1 pseudogene is annotated in these 732 nt (G+C 41.1%); it reads right to left on the minus strand.

Features of this window, described 5'->3' with window-relative positions:
* Positions 1–732: pseudogene (locus ACFIJR_RS09165) on the minus strand (hypothetical protein); the annotation flags it as partial.

Here is a 732-nt window from a genome sequence, read left to right on the forward strand (position 1 = left end):
TACTTTGCGATTGACTTTGCACGATGACCTATAGCAGTCGTAGCATACTCTAAAGCTTTAGAAACAGCACCAACGGCCGTCGAATAACTACCTGCCGCTGTTGTATGATCATCCTTCGCATCAGTTTCATGATACTCAGAACCTATTGCGACACTGCTCGCACCCAAGGCCTGAGCTGTGTAACCTATAGCAATGGTATCCTCTTTTGAGGCCAGCGAATCATTGCCTATAGCAATACCTCTATTCCCCTTTGCATTTGCTTGATAACCCATGGCTATACTATTTTTTGTTGTAGCCTTTGTAAAGGGACCTATAGCAATAGCACTGCTAGCCGATACCAATGAATTAACACCAATAGCGATCCCCTGTTTTTCCTTAGCTTCAGCTGATAAACCTATAGCAATTGCTCTTTCAGCTGTTGCCAACGCTCCAACACAACCAGTTTTACCGCCTATATTTTTACAATCTGGGTCATCTCTACCTATTGCAATACTTGAATAAGTAGTTGCCTTTGCAGTATCGCCCAACATAATACCTTTATCAGCTTTCGTGTCTCGCTGCAGTTCACTAACAGGAATAAGTTGTCTTGTTGTCAAAGTATTTATTGTGGAATTATTATCACTGTTACTAGAAAGAGTATTGACCAGAAAATTTACGTAGTCACTGGTAGCATCCACCTTAGGTGTTGTCGCAACATTCAACGCTGTTATATAATTTTCCTTTGATGCATTA

Source organism: Bartonella sp. OD88NMGDW (genome assembly GCF_042193775.1).
Lineage (GTDB): Bacteria > Pseudomonadota > Alphaproteobacteria > Rhizobiales > Rhizobiaceae > Bartonella > Bartonella grahamii.